Raw genomic sequence first — 20,417 nt, 5'->3', positions numbered from 1 at the left:
TCACAGAAAGAGAATCATGAGCACTCAGACCGAACAGGCGCTCCTGGACAGCATCCCCACCGGACTCTTCATCGGGGGCCAGTGGATCGACGGCGAGACCGGAGGCACCTTCGATGTGAAGGACCCCGCGACCGGTTCCGTGATCCGCACCATCGCCGACGCGACGCCCGGCGACGGCATCCGCGCCCTCGACGCCGCGGTCGCCGCGCAGGACGCCTGGGCCGCGACGGCTCCGCGCGTGCGCAGCGAGATCCTCCGCAAGTCCTTCGACCTCGTGCAGGAGCACAAGGAGGATCTGGCCCTTCTCATGACGCTCGAGATGGGCAAGCCTCTCGCCGAAGCACGCGGCGAGGTCGGCTACGGCGGGGAGTTCCTGCGCTGGTTCAGCGAGGAGGCCGTGCGCATCAGCGGTCGCTACGGCATCAACCCCGAGGGCACCGGCCACATGGTCGTATCGCAGCGCCCGGTCGGACCGTCGTTCTTCGTGACGCCGTGGAACTTCCCGTTCGCCATGGCCACCCGCAAGATCGCCCCCGCACTCGCAGCGGGCTGCACCGTCGTGATCAAGCCCCCGGCACTCACGCCCCTGACGACCATGTACTTCGTCTCGCTGCTCGATCAGGCAGGCCTTCCCGCCGGTGTCGTGAACGTCGTGCAGACGTCGAAGTCGAGTGCGCTGTCGGCGCCCATCATCGCCGACCCGCGCCTGCGCAAGCTCTCCTTCACCGGGTCGACCGAGGTGGGCCGCAAGCTCATCGCCCAGGCGGCCGAAGGCGTGCTGCGCGTGTCGATGGAACTGGGCGGCAACGCTCCGTTCGTGGTGTTCGACGACGCCGACCTCGACAAGGCCGTGGACGGTGCGCTGGCCGCGAAGTTCCGCAACATCGGCCAGGCCTGCACGGCCGCGAACCGCTTCATCGTGCACAAGGACGTCGCCGGGGAATTCGCCAAGCGCGTGACCGAGCGCGTCAACGGCATGAAGATCGGCCGCGGCACGGAAGAGGGCGTGGCGATCGGACCGCTCATCGACGAGGACGCCGTGGCCAAGGCCGGCGAGCTCGTGGACGATGCGGTCGAACGCGGTGCGACCCTGCTCGCCGGCGGCAAGGCCGTCGAGGGCACCGGCACGTTCTACGAGCCCACCGTGCTCACCGACGTGGTCGCCGGAAGCGCGATCCTCCGCGAGGAGATCTTCGGACCGGTGCTCGCGATCGCGACCTTCGAGACCGAGGAAGAGGCCGTGCGCCTGGCGAACGACACCGAGTACGGGCTCGTGTCGTACGTGTTCACCGAGAACCTGCAGCGCGGGCAGCGGATGATCGACGGGCTCGAGACCGGCATGATGGGTCTCAACGTGGGAGTGGTCTCGAATGCGGCCGCACCCTTCGGAGGCGTCAAGCAGTCCGGCGTCGGACGCGAGGGCGGCTTCGAGGGCATCCACGAGTACCTGTCCACCAAGTACACGCTGATCCCGGTCTCCTGACCTTCCGGGTGGGTCCCTGAGCTTGTCGAAGGGCCCACCCCACCCGAACGGCCTGGGTCCCTGAGCCTGTCGAAGGGACCCGCACACGAGAGGACAACCCATGACCGACTACGCCGTCATCAACCCCGCCACCGGAGAGACGCTGGCGTCCTTCGACACCTTCACCGACGCTCAGATCGAAGAGGCCGTGGCCGCGGCCGACGAAGCCCACCGCGGGTGGTCGCGTTCGTCGACGGTCGCAGAGCGCGCTGCCCTCGTCCGCCGTGCGGCCGAGCTGCACCGCGAGCGCCGCGAGGAGCTCGCGGACATCTTCGTGCGCGAGATGGGCAAGCCCCGCGAGGCCGCGCTCGGTGAGGTCGACTTCGCCGCGGACATCGCCGAGTACTACGCCGACCAGGCGGAGTCGATCATGGCCGACCAGCCGATCGCGATCCTGGGGGAGGGGTCGGCCATCATCCGCCGCTCCTCGCTCGGTCCGCTCGTCGGCATCATGCCGTGGAACTTCCCGGCGTACCAGATCGTGCGCTTCGCCGCGCCCAACCTCATCGTGGGCAACACGATCCTGCTCAAGCCCGCACCGCAGTGCCCGGAGTCGTCGACCGCGATCGAGAAGATCTACCACGACGCCGGCTTCCCGAAGGGCGCCTACCAGAACGTGCTCGCCACGAACGAGCAGATCGCGACCATGATCGCCGATCCGCGCGTGCAGGGCGTCTCGCTCACCGGTTCCGAGCGCGCAGGCGCCGCGGTCGCCGAGATCGCGGGCCGCAACCTCAAGAAGGTCGCGCTCGAGCTGGGCGGCTCCGACCCCTTCATCGTGCTGTCGACCGACGACCTCGACGCCACCGTCCAGGCCGGCGTCGATGCGCGTCTGGACAACAACGGCCAGGCCTGCAACGGCGCCAAGCGCTTCATCGTCGTCGACGGTCTCTACGACGCGTTCGTGGAGAAGTTCACGGCGGCGATGGCCGCGGTCGAGGCGACCGACCCCATGCGCGACGACACGGTGCTCGGTCCGGTGTCGTCCGAGACCGCGGCGGAGAACCTGCAGAAGCAGATCGATCAGGCCGTCGAGCAGGGCGCCACGCTGCTCACGGGTGGCACCCGCGACGGTGCGTTCTTCGCTCCGACCGTGCTGGCCGACGTGACGCCGGAGATGAACGTCTACCGTGAGGAGCTCTTCGGACCGGCAGCCGTCGTCTACCGCGTGGCGGATGAGGACGCAGCGGTCGAGCTCGCGAACGACACCACGTTCGGGCTCGGCTCGTACGTCTTCACGACGGATGCGGAGCAGGCCGAGCGCGTCGCCGACAAGATCGAGGCGGGCATGGTCTACGTCAACCTCGTGCTGGCGGACAGCCCCGAACTGCCCTTCGGCGGCGTCAAGCGCAGCGGCACCGCCCGTGAGCTGGGACACCTCGCCGCAGACGAGTTCGTCAACAAGAAGCTCATCCGCATCGGCTGAGCGTGCGACGGACGGCCCCTCGCAGAGCGCGAGGGGCCGTCCGCATGCCCGCCTCGTGTTGCGGGACGGGACGCCCTGTCGGCGGGGACACCGGGTGAGGGACAATGGCCGCATGAGCGCGCACACCGATCCCATCGAGACGCTGACCACCGAACAGAGCTGGGAGCGGCTCCGCACGCAGGAGCTCGGCCGGCTCGTCACCCACGTGGGGGAGACGATCGACATCTTCCCCGTGAACTTCGTGGTCGACGGGGACGGCATCCTGTTCCGCACCGCACCCGGCAGCAAGCTGTTCGAGCTCACGGTGAACACCGATGTGCTGTTCGAGGTCGATGACCACACCGACACGGACGCCTGGAGCGTGATCGTGCGAGGCCACGCGAGTGCGTTGGAGTCGGACGCCGACGTGCACAGGGCGGATGCGGCCGGCCTCCGCCCATGGATCCCCACCCTCAAACGGGTCTATGTGCGCATCGCCCCGACGTCGGTTTCGGGGCGGGCCTTCCGTCGCAGTGCCGAGCCGGAGCTCGACGGGCCCCAGGAGTACTGACTGACCGTCAGGCCGATAACCGTCAGGCCGAGAACCGTCAGGCCGAGAAGAGCTTCAGGTCGGTCGGGGTGAAGTAGTTCTGGGACACATCGGTGATCCGCACGAGGAACTTCCCCCGCTTCTCGTCGATCGAGACGACCGTCCCGACATTGCCTGTCATCGTCGGTCCAGTGATCTGCACGGTGTCCCCGATGGCGAATTCGTTCATGGGAGTTCCTCTCCTTGCCGTACTGCTCCGGATCGGTACAGCACTCCGGTTCTTCTGATGGTCCGAGGCTAGATCGAGTGCGGTTGTGGAGACAGTGCCAGACGTCGCCATTTCGGGTGACATCTGTCACGGGTCCGGACGAGCCTCGCGCCCGCCCCCGGGCGTAGGGTCGAAGCATGGCAAACGTCGCTGAGAACATCGTCAAGACTCTGCACGCCAACGGGATCGACCGTGTCTACGGCATTCCCGGGGACTCGTTGAACGGCTTCACGGACGCGCTCCGCAAGGACGGCACGATCCGCTGGGTGCATGTGCGGCACGAGGAGTCCGCCGCCTTCGCCGCCGCCGCCGATGCCGCCACCACGGGCGAGCTCGCCGTGGTCGCGGGCTCCTGCGGGCCGGGCAACCTGCATCTCATCAACGGCCTGTACGACGCGAACCGCTCCCGCGTCCCCGTGCTCGCGATCGCCGCGCACATCCCCACGACCGAGATCGGCACCGGGTACTTCCAGGAGACGCACCCGCAGGAGCTCTTCCGCGAGTGCAGCGTGTACGTGGAGTATGTCGCCGACCCGAAGCAGATGCCGCGCCTGATGGAGATCGCCATGCGCGCAGCGATCGAGGAGCGCGGTGTCGCCGTCCTCGTGATCCCCGGTGACGTCGCCCTCGCCGACATCGCCGACGACCGCGCCGTCGTGATCGAGCGCGCCCGCCCCGTGGTGGTCCCCAACGGCGCAGAGCTCGAGAAGGCGGCGACGCTGCTGAACGCGGCGAAGAACGTCACGATCCTCGCCGGCGCCGGGGTCGAAGGCGCCCACGACGAGGTGATCGCGCTCGCCGACAAGCTGGGTGCTCCCATCGTCCACGCCCTTCGCGGCAAGGAGTTCATCGAGTACGACAACCCCTTCGACGTCGGGATGACGGGACTGCTCGGTTTCGCGTCCGGCTACCGCGCGATGGAGGCCGCCGACGCGCTGCTGGTGCTCGGCAGCGACTTCCCGTACGAGCAGTTCTACCCTGACGGTGCGAAGACGATCCAGGTCGACATTCGCGGCGCACAGCTCGGCAAACGGCATCCGCTCGATCTGGGACTGGTCGGCGACGTCCGGGCCACGGCCGAGGCGCTGCTGCCGAGGATCGCGCGCAAGGACGATCGCGGTCACCTCGACGACGCGATCGCGCACTACCGCAAGACCCGCAAGAAGCTCGACGAGCTGGCGGTGCCGGCGAAGGGGAAGCGCCCCATCCATCCGCAGTACCTCGCCAGGCTCCTGGACGAGTACGCGACCGATGACGCGATCTTCACCGCCGATGTCGGGTCACCGACCGTGTGGGCGGCGCGCTATCTCTCGATGACCGAGAACCGGCGCCTGATCGGCTCCTTCACCCACGGCTCGATGGCGAACGCGCTGATGCACGGCATCGGTGCGCAGGTCGCCCACCCCGACCGTCAGGTCGTCGCACTCGCGGGCGATGGCGGATTGGCGATGATGCTCGGCGAGCTGCTCACGCTGACGCAGAACAAGCTCCCGGTGAAGACGATCGTGGTCAACAACTCGTCGCTGAACTTCGTCGAGCTCGAGATGAAGGCCGCCGGCTTCGTCACCTACGGCACAGGACTGGACAACCCCAGCTTCGCCGCGATCGCCGAAGCCATGGGCATCTTCGCCCGTCGGGTGGAGCGCAGCGAAGACCTCCCTGATGCCGTGCGCGAGGTGCTGGCTCACGACGGTCCGGCCCTGCTCGACGTGGTCACAGAGCGGCAGGAGTTGTCCATGCCGCCGGCGATCGAGGCCGCGCAGGTCAAGGGCTTCGCGCTCTATGCGATCCGCACCGTGATGTCCGGACGCGGGGACGAGCTTCTCGACCTCGCGAAGGCGAACTGGCGCCAGCTCTTCTGAGCCGGCGCCACGCCGGGATCCGACGCTCAGCTCTCCAGGTGGGCGCGGATCTCGGCGGCCTCGCCGTGCCGCCCGAGCGCCTCGAACACGTTGCCGAGTTCGAGGGCCGCGACCTGCAGCAGCGGCGGGTGGCCGGCCGCGTGATCGATCGCGCTGCGGTACACCGGCACGGCGTCGGCTGAGCGGTCGTTGCCGGCGAGCACCCGCGCGGCGAACAGCTCGGAGCTTCCGGCCGCCCCCAGGTCTCCCAGTGCAGCGAAGCCGTCGGCCGCGGTGAGCGCGGCCGACACGGCCTCGTCGATGCGTCCGAGCTCAGCCAGAGCGCGTGCCCGTGAATCGGTGACATCGGCGAGCAGCCACCCGGCGTCGTGCTGCTGTGCGAGGGCGGCGACCTCGTCGAAGAGAGCGAACGCCCGCTCGTCGCCGCGCCCACCGTAGGCCTGCCCGAGGCTGTGCAGCACCTCGGTGAGCGCTCCGACGGCGTCCGGCGCGCGTCGGACGGTCTCGGCCGCGGATTCGAGCAGGGCGATCGCATCGTCGTGCTCGTCGAAACGCGCGAGGATCTTCGCCTGCTCGGTCATCGCCATCGCCTGGTCGGCGTGCTCCTCGGCCTGCCCGAACAGCTCGGAGGCGTAGCCGTGGGCGCCCACCGACTGGCCGAATTCCCCGGCCGCACTCAATGCGCGGGCGAGCATCGAAGCGGTCATCGCTCGAGAACCGGCGGGGACGTCGGCCTCCTCCTCGCGCTGCAGCACATCTCCGAAGAGCTCGGCGGCCTCCTCCGCATCACCGACCCGCAGCATGGCGCGGGCGAGTCGGAAGTCGAGTCCGGTCGTGTCGCCTCCCGCGTCGCCGCCGAGGCGAGCGGCGAGGCGATAGCGCGAGACGGCCTTCTCCGGCTCGTCGGCGTCCTCCCAGAGCGCGCCGGCGAGCAGATGGGCGTCGCCGAGTGCACGGGTCGCTCCCAGCTCGGCGAGCAGGCGGCAGGACTCGTCGGCGTCGACCGCCCCCTCGGCGTACGAGCTGGTGCCACCGCGCACGCGTGCGCGGGTCTGCAGGGCCTGCGCCCGGTGCCCCGTGCTGACGTCCTCCTGGGCGAGGAAGCGGTCCAGCAACGCGCTGCCGGCTTCGAGATCGCCCTTGCTCAGCACGGCCGAGATGGCCACCAGCGTCGTGGTGTTCGTCAGGCGGGTGTCGTCCGCTTCGGCGAATGACCGGGCGGCCACCTCCGCGTGGTCCAGCGCGGCGTCCGGCTCGCCGGACTGCAGGTGCAGGGCCGCGCGGCTGATCGCGAGGTCACCGCGCGTCCACGCGGGAAGCTCGTCCGATGCGCCGATCTCCTCTTCCAGAGCGGCGGTCGTCTCCGGCGTGTTCAGGCCGAATGTCGCGAGTCCGATGCGCTCCTCGAGGTCGGCCTGCGCCTCGTGCCCAGCGGCGCGGAGTGCGGCGATGCGCTCCGGCAGCAGCTGCAGGGCCTCGTCCGCGCGCTCCAGTGCGACCAGGATCCCCAGCCGCATGGACAGCAGCTGGGCGCGCTTGGCGGGATCTTCGACTTCGAGGGCGCGGGGCAGGGCTTCGAGCGTCTCGTGCTCGGCGCCGAACTGCGCGAGCTGCATGGCGCGCTCGAACCAGCCCTCTGCGTCGACCGGGGCGGTGGTGGAAGCAGGGGTGATGAAGGCGTCGGACCGGATCGGCACGTCGTAGCTCTCCTTCGCGAGTCCACGCATCCGCTGCAGGCTGCGGGCGTGGCCCTCGGTACCGTCGCGTTCGTCGAAGCCTCGGCCGATCCGCTCGGCGGCGGCCCACGAGGCGGCAGCCAGGTCGGCCGCGCCCCAGGCGCCGTCGTGCTCGCCGAAGAACGGCACGAGCGCAGGGGAGTCGGCTCCGCGCACCGGGGTGTCGCCGTGCCCGGCTGCCGTGACGCGGTCGAGCGCCACGGCGAGGGCGGCGAGGGCGGCGAAGTGCGCGTCGACGTTCAGGCCGTCGTGCGCGAGCCAGGAGATGTGCTTCTCGACCAGGGCGAGAGCACGCGCCTCGTTCCCGGTGACGGCTGCGAACACGATGTTGTTGGCGACGATGCGCAGGTTGTCCGGGTTGTCCTTGGCGAGGCGGTAGCTGCGCAGGTGGGCTGTCTTCGCCTCCTCGAGACGTCCGGCGCGCAGATAGGGGAGCAGCACGCGGGACAGAGCGTGCTCCGGCTCTTCGCCGCAGGAGAAGCCGCCTTCGATCATCTCCTCGACCAACACGATCGCCTCGGCGTCGCGATCGGTGTCGGCGAAGAATCCGGCGAACTGGCTGCGTCCGCACGCGTCGCAGTGGCTGTGGTCGTCGCGCGGCGTGGCCTCGAGCTGCACGCGGAGCGCCTCGGCCTCGTCCATGCGTCCGGCATCCCAGGCGTCTTCGAAACGAGCCGTGAGCACCCCGCTGACGCCGAGACCTGCGGCACGGTAGTGAGACTCCATGTCGTCGAGGACGGCGGCGATCTGCTCCTGGGAGAAAGCCGGAGAGGACCTCAGCGACGAGGCCATCCACTTGAACTGCCACATCAGATCGGCGCCGCCGTTGTCGAGGTCGGCGGGGAAGCGCTGCGGGTCCGCGTCGTGATGAGCGAGGCACCACGCGAACGAGTTCAGCATGACGTCGGTCGCACCGTTCATGTTCGCCGAGGCCGTCTGGCGCATCCTGGCCTCGTACTCGAGCCGCTCGTCGCCGATCTCCACCGCGAGGGCCACTGCCTCGGAGACCAGGGCCTGCTCTGCGGGACCCCAGGGAGTGCGATCGATCTCCTCGATCAGCTGCTGGAAGCGCTTCTTCGGACGTGCCATGGACAGAACCTTTCGGGAGGGTCAGCGGGCGTCGCCGAAGGGAAGGGTGTCTCCCTCCAGACCGGCCGAGAGCGAGACGAGGTCGGAGAGGGCGCTGGTCATCAGCGCCCGGTCGGCGTCGGCGAGCGGGTGATGCCCGGCCAGGAGAGCCTGGATGTAGAGCAGCTGCACGGTTCGGGCGAAGACCGCCTCATCCTGCACCCTCACCAGGGCGCGCACCACCCTGTTCGACCAGTTCAGGCACAGTCGGGCGCGCAGATCCTCCTCCCTGGCGGAGGACAGGGTCTGGTCGATGCGGTCGAGCACGCCACCCCAGAGCGATCCGGTGATGCCCTTGGTGCGGCCGCGGTCGATCGCCCTGAGCACCTCGGGGTCGGCCACGTAGAGGGCGGCGAGGTCGGGGCGATCGATGGATCGCACGACAACGGAGCAGTCGGACGCCGCGAGCACCGCACCGGCACGGGCTTCCAGGGCCACCGCGGAGTCGCGGTCGTCGAGGGGCGGCGGGTTGAGCCGGTCGAGTTCGCCCGTGACGTCCACCTGCTCGACGGTGACGTGGGGGTACAGGTCCGGCAGCATCCGGATGAGGTCGGAATCGTAGAGGTAGCCGCCGTTGACGAGCACCTCGTCTGCGGGAGAGATGCCTGCCACCTGCCGGAACTCGTCCACTGTCTGCGCGTACCTGATGTGCGGGTATCGCTCGACGAGGTCGCCGATGCGCATGGCGCCGTGCGTTGTCTCGACGGTCAGCCAGCGCGAGATGAAGTGGGAGAGCTCTTCGTCGTGGCGCACCAGCGACTTGAGCCCGACCTCGTGCACGGCGACGAACTGGGCGAGACGGTGCGGTTCGCGCAGCCCCAGCTCCAGCACCCAGCGGCGGATCCCGGCGCCCAGCTGCTCGCGCACGCGCTCGAGGGCGGCGTCCTCGACGAGCGATTCCCTGCTCGCGGTCGGGGCGAGTCCGGTGGAGTCGACCACGGCCCGCACGAAGAAGGCCCAGTCGGGGAGCACGTCGTCGACGCGTTCGGAGAGCAGCATCCGGCCGAGGTACATGCGGGTCGCCTGGCGTGCGCCGGGCGGCGGGGCGAACGGCAGCACGTAGGCGAGGCCCCGGGTGCCCGTCGCCGGCTCGCTGAGCTCGATGACGTCGAGCGGACTCGCACCGAGAAGGTCGCGACCGAAGTCGACGGCGGCCTCGGGGTGCTGTGCGGCGTGCAGGAACGGGGCGTCCCTGGTGATGTCGACATCGCCGGCCGCGGTGTCGATCGTGACGCGCACGGGGAGGAACTCGCCGAACGTCGTGGCCAGCTCGCGCACGGCTGCGGGACGCAGCAGCTCGTCGGCGTCGAACCGCGGGACGAGATGCACGCTGGTCCCGATCGGCAGCTCCTCGTCGATCTCCGTCACCTGGAACGTGCCGTCCGCGCTCCCCGTCCACTCGACCGAAGCGCCGCCGCGGGCGCTGCGGGAGCGGATGACGATCGTGTCGGCGACCATGAAGCAGCTCAGCAGACCGATGCCGAATTGGCCGAGATAGTCGCTGCGCGGGAGGTCGAAGATGTCGCGCTTGGAGCTGCGTCCGACGGTCGCCAGCAGGTCGGCGACCTCGGCGGACGTCAACCCCACCCCGTCGTCGCGCAGCACGAACTCGCCGTTCTCCGCGGTCAGCGGAGTGATCCGGATGCGCCCGCCGCCGCCGTCGACCTCCTGGCGGGCGGTGATCGCATCGCGGGCGTTCTGCAACAGCTCCCGCAGGTACACGCGAGGACTGGAGTAGATGTGCCGACTGAGCAGATCGACGACTCCGCGCAGATCCACCTGGAACTGCTGCACTTCAGCGCTCACCGGCGCTCCCTCCTCCTGCATACGCTCGCCGAGCCTAACAAGAACACGCCATCGCGATCCCGGTTCGGCGCCGCCGCATCGATGCCGTATGCTTGTGGGGCAGTTGTTCTCTGCATTCTTTCGCCGTGCCTGGGGTCTCCGGGTCGCAGTCGCGGTGGCAGGGTGGGGAGAGCACCCCGAGGCCTTCCGGTCTCTAGGGCGGTAGCTCAATTGGCAGAGCAGCGGTCTCCAAAACCGCAGGTTGCAGGTTCGATTCCTGTCCGCCCTGCGCGTCAGCGCAACGCTGACACACGAAAGGTACATTCAGGATGGATCAGGACGAACCGCGCGGCGAGGTCGTCGCGGCCGGCGCCACCCGCGAGAAGAAGGGCAACCCCTTCTCCCGGTTCTTCGGGAGCATCGCCCTGTTCATCCGCCAGGTCATCGCCGAGCTCCGCAAGGTCGTCACCCCGACTCGCAAGGAGCTGTTCAAGTTCACCGGGGTGGTGCTCGTCTTCGTGATCATCGTCATGGGCATCGTCTACGGCTTGGACACGCTGTTCGCGTTCGTGACGCACTGGGTGTTCGGAATCCCTGGCTGATGACCCCCGCGGCTCGCGCCGCAGCTATGGAGAAGAAGCAAAGTGTCTGAACGATATTCCGACGACGCCGACTGGGCGACCGCCGCCGAGCAGTCCAGCGAGGAAGACGAGGCCCAGGAGGGCAACGTGCTCGCTCAGGAAGAGCTCTCGGTCACCTCGGCTGAGCACGTCGCCGTCCACGTCGAAGACGAGGACGGCGAAGAGGATGACGTGGTTGACACCGACATCGACATCGACGACCCGGAGGCGGACGCCATCGTGAACGACGCTCTCAACCTGGACGAAGCGGCTGAGTCCGAGGCCGCCGCCGAGGTTCTCAACGAATCCGTGGCCGAAGAGGTCGCCGAGCAGGAGGCGGAGGCGGCCGACGAGGTCACCCCGTACGACGGCCCCGACGTGAACGGTGAAGACGACCGTCCAGCGGGCGAGGACGCCGAGTCCGAGGACGACGCGGAGGAGGACCCGTACGAGGCCTTCCGCATGGACCTCCGCATGCTCCCGGGCAAGTGGTACGTCATCCACTCCTACGCCGGTTTCGAGCGCAAGGTCAAGGCCAACATCGAGCAGCGCAAGTCGACGCTCGAGGTCGAGGACGAGATCTACCAGGTCGAGGTCCCGATGGAAGACGTGGTCGAGATCAAGAACGGCCAGCGCAAGATGGTCACCCGCGTGCGCATCCCCGGCTACGTGCTGGTGCGCATGGAGCTCACGGAGGACACCTGGTCCGTCGTCCGCCACACGCCCGGTGTGACCGGCTTCGTGGGCAACGCCCACAACCCGACGCCGCTGCGCTTCGAGGAGGCCTTCAACATGCTGAAGTCGCTCGTCGAGGTCAAGGACGTGCCGACCGCCAAGAACATCGCGTCGAAGGGCGGCGTCGCCGTCGCTCGTCCGCTGCCCGCAGAGGTCGACTTCGAGGTCGGCGAGACCATCACGATCAAGGAGGGCTCGTTCGCGGGTCTTCCCGGTTCGATCAGCGAGATCAAGCCCGAGAGCGGCAAGCTCACGGTGCTCGTCTCCCTCTTCGAGCGCGAGACCCCGGTCGAGCTGTCGTTCGACCAGGTCACCAAGATGATCTGACACCCGTCAGCGAGAACGGCCGTCCCATTCGGGGCGGCCGTTCTGCGTTGGTGCATCCGCCCGGGGCAGGGGGGATCCGGTGACGTCCGTCGCTGCGCTCCGGATCAGGTAGACTTGTGTGGTTTGTGCGACAGCCCGCATGGGTCCCTGAGCTTGTCGAAGGGCGCGCAGACGACCACGTTCCGGAAACGCCGGATCCGTGGGAGAAGCGGATGCTCCGGTATCCGATTCGATGAAAGGAAAGAGAATGGCACCGAAGAAGAAGGTGACCGGCCTGATCAAGCTTCAGATCAACGCCGGTGCAGCCAACCCGGCGCCGCCGATCGGCCCCGCGCTCGGTCAGCATGGCGTCAACATCATGGAGTTCTGCAAGGCGTACAACGCCGCGACCGAGTCGCAGCGCGGCAACGTCATCCCCGTCGAGATCACCGTCTACGAGGACCGCAGCTTCACCTTCGTCCTGAAGACCCCGCCCGCGGCGGAGCTCATCAAGAAGGCCGCAGGCGTCCCCAAGGGCTCTGCAACCCCGCACACCGTCAAGGTCGCGAAGATCACCAAGGACCAGGTCCGTCAGATCGCCGAGCAGAAGCAGGCCGACCTGAACGCGAACGACATCGAGGCCGCCTCGAAGATCATCGCCGGCACCGCCCGTTCCATGGGCATCACGGTCGAGGGCTGAGGAGAATAATCATGGCTACCAAGTCCAAGGCTTACAAGGCTGCCGCCGAGAAGATCGAGGCAGACCGTTTCTACACCCCGACCGAGGCCGTCGCCCTCGCGAAGGAGACCGGCTCGTCGAAGTTCGACTCGACCGTCGAGGTCGCGCTGAAGCTCGCCGTCGACCCCCGCAAGGCGGACCAGATGGTGCGCGGCACCGTCATCCTGCCCCACGGCACCGGTAAGACCGCCCGCGTCATCGTGTTCGCCACCGGCCCCGCAGCCGAGGCAGCGATCGCCGCAGGTGCAGATGAGGTCGGCGGCGCCGAGCTCATCCAGAAGGTCGCCGACGGTTGGACCAACTTCGACGCCGCCGTCTCCACCCCGGAGCTCATGGGCCAGGTCGGTCGTCTCGGAAAGGTGCTCGGACCCCGTGGTCTGATGCCGAACCCGAAGACCGGCACCGTGACCCCGAACCCGGCCAAGGCCGTCGAGGAGATCAAGGGCGGAAAGATCGAGTTCCGCGTCGACAAGCACGCCAACGTGCACTTCGTCGTCGGCAAGGCCTCCTTCACCGCCGAGCAGCTCGACGAGAACATCGGCGCAGCGCTCGAGGAGATCGTCCGCCTCAAGCCGTCGAGCTCGAAGGGCCGTTACATCCAGAAGGGTGCGGTGTCGACCACGTTCGGCCCCGGCATCCCGCTGGACGTCAACGCCATCTGAGTCTGGCTCTCTGAAACGCCCCCGGGTCCGCCCGGGGGCGTTTCTGCGTCCCGTCGGAACCGCGAAACGCAACGTCATCGGATGCGGGGAACCGACATGCGCCACGTACTGTGGGGGAGTTCCCGTGACGGTCGCGTAAACTCGCACCGCGCTTCACACCCCAGGAGGGTTCATGTCCCGTCGTCTCATCGCCGTCACCGCACTCGTCGCCGCCGCCGCGGTCCTGACCGCCTGCAGCGGGTCCAGCACTCCCGCGAGCACCTCGGGCTCCGGTGAGAGCTCCGCGAGCTCGGAGTACGGCCTCGCGAAGGACGGCGTCCTCACCGTCGGTACGGAGGGCACGTATCGTCCCTTCAGTTTCCACGGCGACAACGGAGCGGGCGACCTGACCGGCTACGACGTGGAGATCATCGAGGCCGTCGCAGACAAGCTCGGCCTCGACGTGAAGTTCGAGGAGACCCAGTGGGATGCGATCTTCGCGGGGCTCGACGCCGGTCGGTTCGACGTGATCGCCAACCAGGTCACGATCAACGACGAGCGTGAGGCCAAGTACCTCTTCAGCACCCCGTACACCGTCTCTCCGGGCGTGATCGTCGTGGCCGAGGACGACGACTCGATCTCGTCCTTCGCCGATCTCAAGGGCAAGACCACCGCGCAGTCCCTCACCAGCAACTGGAACGACCTCGCCACCGAGTCCGGCGCCAAGGTCGAGGGTGTCGAGGGGTGGGCCCAGGCGGTCGAGTTGCTCCGCCAGGGCCGCGTCGACGCGACCATCAACGACAAGCTCACCTTCCTCGACTACGAGACCACCAACAGCCCGACCGGACTGAAGATCGCGGCCGAGACCGATGAGGCGGGCAAGTCGGCGTTCGCGTTCACCAAGGACAAGGAAGCTCTCGTCACGGCCGTCGACGGAGCGCTCGACGAACTCCGCGCTGACGGCACCCTGGCGGAGATCAGCAAGAAGTACTTCGGCGAAGACGTCTCCCAGTAATCGATGGAGAGTCCCTGGCAGCTGTTCCTCGACTCGCTCGGGCCGATCGCCTGGGCGGGTCTGACAGCGACGGTGCCGCTCGCGCTGGCGTCGTTCTCCCTGGGGCTGATCATCGCCATCGGCATCGCGCTGATGAGGATCTCGGTGAACCCGATCCTCTCGGGCATCGCGCGGTTCTACATCTCGGTGATCCGCGGGACGCCGCTGCTGGTGCAGCTTTTCGTGATCTTCTACGGCATGCCGTCGATCGGGATCACGATCGACCCGTGGCCGAGCGCGATCATTGCGCTGTCACTCAACGTCGGCGGCTACGGCGCCGAGGTGGTGCGTGCGGCCATCCTCTCCGTCCCGCAGGGACAGTGGGAGGCGGCGTACACGGTGGGCATGAACCGCACGCGAACGCTCACGCGCATCATCCTGCCGCAGGCGGCACGGGTGTCGGTGCCGCCGCTGTCGAACACGTTCATCTCGCTCGTGAAGGACACCTCGCTGGCGTCGCTGATCCTCGTGACCGAGCTGTTCAAGGTGGCCCAGCAGATCGCCTCGACGACCTACGAGTTCATGGTGCTCTACCTCGCCGCGGCGCTGGTCTACTGGGTGTTCTGCCTGGTGCTGTCGTTCGGCCAGAGCGCTCTCGAGAGGAGGCTCGACAGCCGTGTCGCGCACTGACAACACTTCGGACGCACTCCTCACCGCCCGCGGCCTGCGCAAGAGCTTCGGCGACAACGAGGTGCTCCGGGGGATCGACCTGACCCTGCACCGCGGAGAGGTCGTCGTGCTCATCGGCCCCAGCGGTTCCGGCAAGACCACGGTGCTGCGCGCCCTCAACGGTCTCGAGACGCCTGACGCCGGCACGATCGTGGTCGATGGCGGGCCCGAGATCGACTTCGCCCCCGCGGTGAAGCCGTCGCCCCGGGTGCAGAAGCAGAAGCGGCTCGCCCTGCGCGACCGGTCGGCGATGGTGTTCCAGCACCACAACCTGTTCCCGCACCTCACTGTCCTCGAGAACGTCATCGAGGGTCCGTGGCGCGTGCAGGGTCGACCGAAAGCCGAGGTCGTCGCCGAGGCGCTCGTCCTCCTCGATCGCGTGGGTCTGGCCGACAAGTCTGACGCCCGGCCGCATCAGCTCTCCGGAGGACAGCAGCAGCGCGTCGGGATCGTGCGGGCGCTCGCGCTCAAGCCCGACCTGCTGCTGTTCGACGAGCCGACGAGCGCGCTGGATCCCGAGCTGGTGGGGGAGGTGCTGCTCGTCATCAAGGAGCTGGCCGACGAGAACTGGACCATGGCCGTGGTCACGCACGAGCTCAGCTTCGCGCGGGAAGCCGCGGATCACGTACTGTTCATGGACGGCGGCGTCGTCGTCGAACAGGGCCCACCTGCCCAGCTCTTCAGCGCACCCACGCACGAGCGCACGCAGCGGTTCCTCACCCGCATCATGCGTCCTCTCGACGGTGCCTGAACTCCATGGTGCCTGAACTCCACGGTGCCTGAACTCCACGGTGCCTGAACTCCACGGTGCCTGAGCAGAGGCGCTGAGCCCGCGTGACCCTCGCCTCTGAGGTGGATCGGTGAGAGGATGCCCTCGTGGGCACCATCGACGACTATCTCGCGGACCTCGCACCGGCCGATCGGGCCGCGATCGATCGTGTCTACGCGGTCGCGCGCACGGAGGTGCCGGATGCGGAGCAGGGCAAGGGCTACGGGATGCCGGCGCTCGTGCACCACGGCAAGCCGCTGCTCTCCGTGATGCGGGCCAAGAAGCACATCGGCGTCTACCCGTTCAGTCCCGATGCTGTGGCGGCCGTCGCCGACGCGCTCGGGAACCACCCCGGAGCCAGCGTCGACAAGGGCACCATCCGGTTCCAGCCAGAGCATCCGATCCCGACCGAAGTGCTGGAGACTCTCGTCCGCGCGCGTCTCGCTCAGATCGACGCCTCCTGATCCGTCACGCTCCCAGCACGGGGAGGACGAGACTGATCGCGATCGAGATCATGACGACGGCGATCAGGGCGTCGAGGATGCGCCACGACCGTGGGGTGCGCAGCCATCGTCCGAGATAGCGCGCCCCGAAGCCCAACGCGGTGAACCACAGCAGGCTCGCGGCCATCGCCCCGACGGCGAAGAGCCAGCGCTGATCACCGTGGGTGGCCGCGATCGAACCGAGCATCAGCACCGTGTCGAGGTACACGTGCGGATTGAGCCAGGTGAGCGCGAGGGTGGTCAGGATGACCGGTGCCAGCCGCGTGCGGGTCATCGTGGGCGTCGTGCCTCCCGCGGTCGGGGCGCGGAGTGACGCGGAGTCCGCCGCGTCGACGTCGAGCTCCTCGCCGCCCCGCCAGGCCCTCCGCGCGGCGAGTACTCCGTAGGTGAGCAGGAACAGCGCGCCCGCCCATCGGGCGACCACGACCAGCCAGGGTGCTGCGGAGATCACGAAGCCGAGGCCGGCGACCCCCGCGGCGATCAGCGCTGCATCGGAGAGCGCGCAGATGATCACCACGGCCAGGACGTGCTCGCGACGGATTCCCTGACGCAGCACGAACACGTTCTGCGCGCCGATGGCGACGATGAGGGAGAGGCCGAGTCCGAGGCCGGCGAGAATCGTGAGCATGTGTCCAGCGTAGGAACGGACCCACATGAAGAGAAGCGAAGATTCCTACGGAACCATTAGCCTGGCTTATGTGCGTATCGACCCGGAACTCGCGAACACCCTCGCCGCGATCGTCGATGAGGGAACGCTGGACGCGGCTTCGAGGCGTCTGCAGATCACGCCGTCCGCGGTGAGCCAGCGTTTGAAGACCCTCGAGCAGCAGCTCGGCCGCATCCTGGTGGTGCGCACCAAGCCCGCACGCCTGACCGAGGCGGGGGAGGCCGTCGTCCGTCTGGCCAGACAGATCTCCCTGCTGGAGCATGACGCGCTCGCGGGGGTGGGCATCGACGACCCGGACGGCTCTCCACGCATCACGGTGCCTCTCGCGGTGAACGCCGACTCGATGGCGACGTGGTTCCTGGCCCCGCTCGCGCGACTCTCCGCACGGCACGACATCGACTTCGACCTGCATCGCGACGATCAGAACTTCACGGCCCGCCTGCTCGAATCGGGCGCGGTGATGGCGGCCGTCACGAGCGAGGAGATCCCCGTCACCGGTTGCTCCGTGTCACCGCTCGGGGTGCTCGAGTATCGCGCGATGGCCGAGCGGGAGTTCGCCGCTCGCTGGTTCCCCGACGGGGCGACCTCGTCGGCGCTGGCCGGAGCGCCGTTCGTCGACTTCGACCGCAGGGACACCCTGCAACATGAATGGCTCAGGGCGATGTCGGTCGAGCAGGCGGGCGTCCCGCGTCATTACGTTCCGGCGTCACACGACTACGCGCTGGCGGTCGCTCTGGGGCTCGGGTGGGGCATGGTGCCGGTGCTGCAGGATTCGGGTGGACTCGTGCCCCTGGGCGGCCCCGTGCTTCGGGTGCAGCTCTACTGGCAGCAGTGGAACCTGCGATCGGAGCTGCTCGACACGATCGCCGCTGAGGTCGCGGACGAGGCTCGACGGGTGCTCGGGGCTCCTTCGCTCAGTCGGCCGCGCTCGTCCGCGGCGTCACCCCGGCCCCGAGGGCGTGCAGCAGCCGGGTGAGGTTCCCGATGTCCGCGAGGCTCCACTCCTGGAGCGTGCGCAGCAGCATGCCCTCCTGCGGAAGTCGGGCTGCGGACAGCCTCTCCGTGCCGAGCGGCGTGAGCTCGAGCAGGGAGGAGCGTCCGTCGGCGGGGTCGGCCGTGCGTTCGATGAGACCGAGGTCCTCCAGCTCACGCACCGTCCGACTCACCTGCCCCTTGTCCATGAGCATCCGCTCGGACAGTGCGGACACGGTCACCTGTTCGCACCGTGCGATCGTGGTGAAGATCTTGTAGGCGCCTGGCAGCAGCCCAGGACTCACACGGTTCGCGTTCTCGGTGATCACGCGGCGGAAGTGCGTGATCAGCTCACCGAACTCCGCCTCGAGGGCGCGGACCGCTTCGGCCCGCGCCTCCGGGGTGTCGGCGTCGTCCGCGGTGTGGGCGGTGCCGGGGGTGTCGTCAGCGTCGGACATCGGACGAGGCGTCTCCATGGTCGTCGGCGCGATGGATGACGCCCACCGCGCCGGTCGTCGGAGCGCCTGAGAGTGCCTCCGCGTCGGCGATCGCGACGTCGGATGCCTCTGCCGCACGGCCGTCGTCCTCCTTCGCGGCATCCGCGTGGGCGCGCTCGGTCGTCGTCATCGTGGTCAGCGGGCGGTTCGGCAGGAACAGGATCGCCACAAGGCTGATCACGGCGAGCGGGATGCCGATCAGGAACGCGTGCGAGATCGCCTGCGCGTAGAAATCCTCGATGATCGAGCGCACCGGTTCGGGGAGCAGGCGCACCTCCGGCAGTGTTCCGCTGGACAGCTGGGCTGCGACCTCCGCACCCTTGTCACCCAGTTGAGCGATCGCTGCTCCGATGCGCTCCTTGCCGTCGCTGAACAGACCGGTGAGGCTGTTCGCGAGCACGGCACCCATCACCGAGACGCCGATCGTGCCGCCGAGGCTGCGGAAGAAGGTCACACCGGAGCTCGCGACGCCCATCTCGCTGGGCTTGGCGACGTTCTGCACGATGAGCACGAGGTTCTGCATCGTCATGCCGACGCCGGCGCCCATCACGAACATGTAGATCGAGACGAGGACGAAGTTCGTGTCGTAGTGCAGGGTCGACAGCATCACCGATCCGGCGATCAGCAGCACGGAGCCCAGGATCAGGTAGCCCTTCCACCTGCCGAACCGCGTGACGAGCTGGCCGATGACCATCGAGGCGATCAGGAGCCCTGCCATCATCGGGAGGGTCATGAGCCCGGCCTCGGTCGGCGTGGCGCCGCGGGACAGCTGCATGTACTGCGCGAGGTACACCGAGGTGCCGAACATCGCGACGCCGATCGAGATCGACGCGAGCACCGAGAGGGTGAAGGTGCGACCGCGGAAGAGCGTGAGCGGGATCAGCGGCTCTCGCACCCGGAGTTCCACGATGATGAAGGCGATGGCCGAGACGATCGCTCCGCCGACCATGAGCACGGTCTCCGTGCTCCACCAGTCGAAGGTCGATCCCGCGTTGGTGATCCAGATGAGGATCAGTGAGACGGCCGCGGAGAGCAGCACGATGCCGACGTAGTCGATCGAGACCTTGCGGGTGCGTTCGGTGCTGATATGGAGCGTCTTCTGCAGGATGATGAGGGCGGCGACCGCGAAAGGCAGGGCGACGAAGAAGTTCCATCGCCAGTTCGCGACATCGGTGATCCATCCGCCGAGCAGCGGGCCGCCCACCGTCGCGACGGCCATCACGGCGCCGAACAGGCCCATGTACCGGCCGCGCTCGCGGGGGCTGATGATGTCGGCCATGATCACCTGGCTGAGGGCCGCGAGTCCGCCGCCGCCGATGCCCTGGATGGCACGGAACGCGATGAGCGTGTTGGTGTCCTGCGCGAAGCCGGCGGCAGCCGTCGCGCCGACGAAGACGACGATGGCGATCTGGATCAGCAGCTTGCGGTTGAAGAGATCCGCGAGCTTGCCCCAGATGGGCGTCGAGATGGCGGTGGTGAGCAGCGTCGCGGTGATGACCCATGTGTAGGCGGCCTGGTCGCCGCCGAGGTCGTGCACGATGACCGGCATGGAGGTGGAGACCACCGTGGTGGCGATCATCGAGACGAACATGCCGAGCAGGAGGCCGGTGAGGGCTTCGAGCACCTGGCGATGCGTCATCTTGACAGGAGAATCCGGGGTCATGCCTGACCTTTCGCAGAGAGAAGGAGGGGATGCTGCGACCGCTCTGGCGCGCGCGAGATGGTTGAACTGCGTCAACTATACGCTGGTCGTTGATATAGATCAACGATTAGCGGAGGTCTCTCCACTCTGCGCGGGATGAGCGAATCTCCTGCGCGAAATCGCCTTGTTCTGCGGATGGGGCGGGGAGAGGATGGCGCAAACGCGCGGATGCGGGGTCGTTGAGGGGGACCGGAACAGAGGCATTCACGCGGTTCTCGAAGTTCCTGAGGGGGAAACGACATGGCAACCAAGGCAACCCAGCGCAAGGTCCTCGCGGTACTGGCGGG

The 20,417-nt window shown here is 68.1% G+C and carries 19 protein-coding genes and 1 tRNA gene; 14 read left to right on the top strand and 6 right to left on the bottom strand.

All coding sequences use genetic code 11. The annotated features are described in order from the left end of the window. Positions 1-16: 16 nt before the first annotated feature. From AX744_RS02510 to AX744_RS02500, 3 genes are all read left to right on the top strand, one after another. Positions 17-1,483: an NAD-dependent succinate-semialdehyde dehydrogenase gene (locus tag AX744_RS02510; RefSeq protein ID WP_061015302.1), complete on the top strand. Its 1,467-nt coding sequence runs from the start codon at positions 17-19 to the stop codon at positions 1,481-1,483. A gap of 100 nt (positions 1,484-1,583) precedes the next feature. Further along, positions 1,584-2,948 carry an NAD-dependent succinate-semialdehyde dehydrogenase gene (locus tag AX744_RS02505; protein ID WP_058632128.1) on the top strand — a complete coding sequence of 455 codons (1,365 nt, stop codon included), beginning with the start codon at positions 1,584-1,586 and terminating at the stop codon, positions 2,946-2,948. A gap of 112 nt (positions 2,949-3,060) precedes the next feature. Then, the gene (locus AX744_RS02500) at positions 3,061-3,498 is read left to right on the top strand and encodes a pyridoxamine 5'-phosphate oxidase family protein (protein WP_058632129.1); all 438 of its coding nucleotides are present in this window, start codon (positions 3,061-3,063) and stop codon (positions 3,496-3,498) included. Between the two features lie 37 nt (positions 3,499-3,535). On the opposite strand, the gene AX744_RS20495 is transcribed toward AX744_RS02500, so the two are convergent. Then, entirely contained in the window at positions 3,536-3,706 is a 171-nt protein-coding gene (locus AX744_RS20495; protein WP_197429145.1) for a hypothetical protein, read from the bottom strand. Between the two features lie 176 nt (positions 3,707-3,882). Here AX744_RS20495 and poxB point away from each other — a divergent pair, with 176 nt between their 5' ends. Beyond that, positions 3,883-5,607, top strand: a complete 1,725-nt coding sequence (gene poxB, locus AX744_RS02495) for a ubiquinone-dependent pyruvate dehydrogenase (protein WP_046747860.1) — start codon at positions 3,883-3,885, stop codon at positions 5,605-5,607. 26 nt (positions 5,608-5,633) lie between these two features. Here poxB and AX744_RS02490 read toward each other — a convergent pair whose 3' ends face one another. Together AX744_RS02490 and AX744_RS02485 are read right to left on the bottom strand one after the other, a co-directional pair. Then, a complete protein-coding gene (locus tag AX744_RS02490) occupies positions 5,634-8,432 on the bottom strand; it encodes a hypothetical protein (RefSeq protein WP_061015301.1) in 2,799 nt (932 codons plus the stop codon). A gap of 21 nt (positions 8,433-8,453) precedes the next feature. Next, positions 8,454-10,277, bottom strand: coding sequence for an HSP90 family protein (locus tag AX744_RS02485; RefSeq protein ID WP_197429144.1), 1,824 nt, complete (start codon positions 10,275-10,277; stop codon positions 8,454-8,456). A 195-nt stretch (positions 10,278-10,472) separates the two neighbouring features. Here AX744_RS02485 and AX744_RS02480 point away from each other — a divergent pair. The 9 genes from AX744_RS02480 (at position 10,473) to AX744_RS02440 (ending at position 16,253) form a co-directional block, all read left to right on the top strand. Continuing rightward, positions 10,473-10,545, top strand: a tRNA-Trp gene (locus AX744_RS02480). 40 nt (positions 10,546-10,585) lie between these two features. Next, the gene (gene secE / locus AX744_RS02475; RefSeq protein ID WP_017201518.1) at positions 10,586-10,858 is read left to right on the top strand and encodes a preprotein translocase subunit SecE; all 273 of its coding nucleotides are present in this window, start codon (positions 10,586-10,588) and stop codon (positions 10,856-10,858) included. Positions 10,859-10,900: 42 nt separating this feature from the next. Continuing rightward, a complete protein-coding gene (gene nusG, locus AX744_RS02470) occupies positions 10,901-11,938 on the top strand; it encodes a transcription termination/antitermination protein NusG (protein WP_046747863.1) in 1,038 nt (345 codons plus the stop codon). 247 nt (positions 11,939-12,185) lie between these two features. Continuing rightward, positions 12,186-12,617 carry a 50S ribosomal protein L11 gene (rplK, locus tag AX744_RS02465; protein ID WP_046747864.1) on the top strand — a complete coding sequence of 144 codons (432 nt, stop codon included), beginning with the start codon at positions 12,186-12,188 and terminating at the stop codon, positions 12,615-12,617. A gap of 11 nt (positions 12,618-12,628) precedes the next feature. Then, complete coding sequence (gene rplA, locus AX744_RS02460) at positions 12,629-13,318, top strand: 50S ribosomal protein L1 (protein WP_046747865.1); 690 nt, start codon at positions 12,629-12,631, stop codon at positions 13,316-13,318. A gap of 172 nt (positions 13,319-13,490) precedes the next feature. Continuing rightward, positions 13,491-14,312, top strand: a complete 822-nt coding sequence (locus AX744_RS02455; RefSeq protein ID WP_061015299.1) for an amino acid ABC transporter substrate-binding protein — start codon at positions 13,491-13,493, stop codon at positions 14,310-14,312. A 3-nt stretch (positions 14,313-14,315) separates the two neighbouring features. Further along, the gene (locus AX744_RS02450) at positions 14,316-14,981 is read left to right on the top strand and encodes an amino acid ABC transporter permease (protein WP_046747867.1); all 666 of its coding nucleotides are present in this window, start codon (positions 14,316-14,318) and stop codon (positions 14,979-14,981) included. Beyond that, positions 14,968-15,771 (top strand): amino acid ABC transporter ATP-binding protein, encoded by an 804-nt coding sequence (locus AX744_RS02445; protein WP_061015298.1) that lies wholly within the window; start codon positions 14,968-14,970, stop codon positions 15,769-15,771. The genes AX744_RS02450 and AX744_RS02445 overlap by 14 nt, the downstream gene beginning before the upstream one ends. Positions 15,772-15,896: 125 nt before the next feature. Then, positions 15,897-16,253, top strand: coding sequence for an iron chaperone (locus AX744_RS02440; RefSeq protein WP_061015297.1), 357 nt, complete (start codon positions 15,897-15,899; stop codon positions 16,251-16,253). Between the two features lie 4 nt (positions 16,254-16,257). On the opposite strand, the gene lysE is transcribed toward AX744_RS02440, so the two are convergent. After that, complete coding sequence (lysE, locus tag AX744_RS02435) at positions 16,258-16,920, bottom strand: L-lysine exporter (RefSeq protein ID WP_061015308.1); 663 nt, start codon at positions 16,918-16,920, stop codon at positions 16,258-16,260. A 70-nt stretch (positions 16,921-16,990) separates the two neighbouring features. Between lysE and AX744_RS02430 the strand changes: the two genes are divergently transcribed. After that, the gene (locus AX744_RS02430) at positions 16,991-17,935 is read left to right on the top strand and encodes a LysR family transcriptional regulator ArgP (RefSeq protein ID WP_061015296.1); all 945 of its coding nucleotides are present in this window, start codon (positions 16,991-16,993) and stop codon (positions 17,933-17,935) included. Here the strand turns inward: AX744_RS02430 and AX744_RS02425 are convergent. Beyond that, a complete protein-coding gene (locus AX744_RS02425; RefSeq protein WP_046747872.1) occupies positions 17,874-18,389 on the bottom strand; it encodes a MarR family winged helix-turn-helix transcriptional regulator in 516 nt (171 codons plus the stop codon). The genes AX744_RS02430 and AX744_RS02425 overlap by 62 nt on opposite strands. Then, complete coding sequence (locus AX744_RS02420; protein WP_046747873.1) at positions 18,376-20,091, bottom strand: MDR family MFS transporter; 1,716 nt, start codon at positions 20,089-20,091, stop codon at positions 18,376-18,378. The genes AX744_RS02425 and AX744_RS02420 overlap by 14 nt, the downstream gene beginning before the upstream one ends. Positions 20,092-20,417: the final 326 nt, after the last annotated feature.

The sequence above is a fragment of the Microbacterium sp. CCH5-D1 genome (assembly GCF_001557335.1).
In the GTDB taxonomy this organism is placed as follows: Bacteria; Actinomycetota; Actinomycetes; order Actinomycetales; family Microbacteriaceae; genus Microbacterium; species Microbacterium oxydans.
The sequence above is the reverse complement of the archived record's forward strand: the minus strand, read 5'-3'. Positions and strand labels throughout refer to the sequence as shown.

What these genes read in the sequence shown, in the direction of transcription:
- AX744_RS02510 (WP_061015302.1), top strand. Translation starts at nt 17, where the DNA reads ATGAGCACTCAGACCGAACAGGCGCTCCTGGACAGCATCCCCACCGGA.
- AX744_RS02505 (WP_058632128.1), top strand. Translation starts at nt 1,584, where the DNA reads ATGACCGACTACGCCGTCATCAACCCCGCCACCGGAGAGACGCTGGCG.
- AX744_RS02500 (WP_058632129.1), top strand. Translation starts at nt 3,061, where the DNA reads ATGAGCGCGCACACCGATCCCATCGAGACGCTGACCACCGAACAGAGC.
- AX744_RS20495 (WP_197429145.1), bottom strand. Translation starts at nt 3,706, where the DNA reads ATGAACGAATTCGCCATCGGGGACACCGTGCAGATCACTGGACCGACG.
- poxB (WP_046747860.1), top strand. Translation starts at nt 3,883, where the DNA reads ATGGCAAACGTCGCTGAGAACATCGTCAAGACTCTGCACGCCAACGGG.
- AX744_RS02490 (WP_061015301.1), bottom strand. Translation starts at nt 8,432, where the DNA reads ATGGCACGTCCGAAGAAGCGCTTCCAGCAGCTGATCGAGGAGATCGAT.
- secE (WP_017201518.1), top strand. Translation starts at nt 10,586, where the DNA reads ATGGATCAGGACGAACCGCGCGGCGAGGTCGTCGCGGCCGGCGCCACC.
- rplK (WP_046747864.1), top strand. Translation starts at nt 12,186, where the DNA reads ATGGCACCGAAGAAGAAGGTGACCGGCCTGATCAAGCTTCAGATCAAC.
- rplA (WP_046747865.1), top strand. Translation starts at nt 12,629, where the DNA reads ATGGCTACCAAGTCCAAGGCTTACAAGGCTGCCGCCGAGAAGATCGAG.
- AX744_RS02455 (WP_061015299.1), top strand. Translation starts at nt 13,491, where the DNA reads ATGTCCCGTCGTCTCATCGCCGTCACCGCACTCGTCGCCGCCGCCGCG.
- AX744_RS02450 (WP_046747867.1), top strand. Translation starts at nt 14,316, where the DNA reads ATGGAGAGTCCCTGGCAGCTGTTCCTCGACTCGCTCGGGCCGATCGCC.
- lysE (WP_061015308.1), bottom strand. Translation starts at nt 16,920, where the DNA reads ATGCTCACGATTCTCGCCGGCCTCGGACTCGGCCTCTCCCTCATCGTC.
- AX744_RS02425 (WP_046747872.1), bottom strand. Translation starts at nt 18,389, where the DNA reads ATGTCCGACGCTGACGACACCCCCGGCACCGCCCACACCGCGGACGAC.
- AX744_RS02420 (WP_046747873.1), bottom strand. Translation starts at nt 20,091, where the DNA reads ATGACCCCGGATTCTCCTGTCAAGATGACGCATCGCCAGGTGCTCGAA.